The sequence below is a fragment of the Adlercreutzia equolifaciens genome, assembly GCF_029076695.1.
In the GTDB taxonomy this organism is placed as follows: Bacteria; Actinomycetota; Coriobacteriia; order Coriobacteriales; family Eggerthellaceae; genus Adlercreutzia; species Adlercreutzia equolifaciens_A.
This window is the reverse complement of the sequence record NZ_JARFIK010000624.1, coordinates 1-288: the sequence shown is the minus strand read 5'-3', so window position 1 is coordinate 288 and position 288 is coordinate 1. Positions and strand designations below refer to the sequence as shown.

Genomic DNA, 288 nt, shown 5'->3' with positions numbered 1-288 from the left:
CATGAAGCCCCGTTGACACGGGTTCTTTGTGGTATATAATTTGAAAGCTACTCTTTGAACCACGAAAGGGAAAGAAACAATGAAACGCACCAACCAACCCAATAAACGCAACCGCGCCAAGTGCCACGGCTTCCGTGCCCGTATGGCTACCAAGGGCGGCCGCGCTGTTCTCGCTTCTCGTCGTGCTAAGGGGCGCAAGCGCCTGACCGTCTAGGGAACTCGATTGGAAACTATCAAGTCCAGTATTGAGAGCTCCGAACTCTTCGCTAAGGGAAGACGATACAAAAC

1 protein-coding gene is annotated in these 288 nt (G+C 52.1%); it reads left to right on the top strand.

From position 1 onward, the window contains the following. Positions 1-79 precede the first annotated feature (79 nt). Complete coding sequence (gene rpmH, locus PZH32_RS13875) at positions 80-214, top strand: 50S ribosomal protein L34 (RefSeq protein WP_275208851.1); 135 nt, start codon at positions 80-82, stop codon at positions 212-214. Positions 215-288 lie beyond the last annotated feature (74 nt).

What these genes read in the sequence shown, in the direction of transcription:
- rpmH (WP_275208851.1), top strand. Translation starts at nt 80, where the DNA reads ATGAAACGCACCAACCAACCCAATAAACGCAACCGCGCCAAGTGCCAC.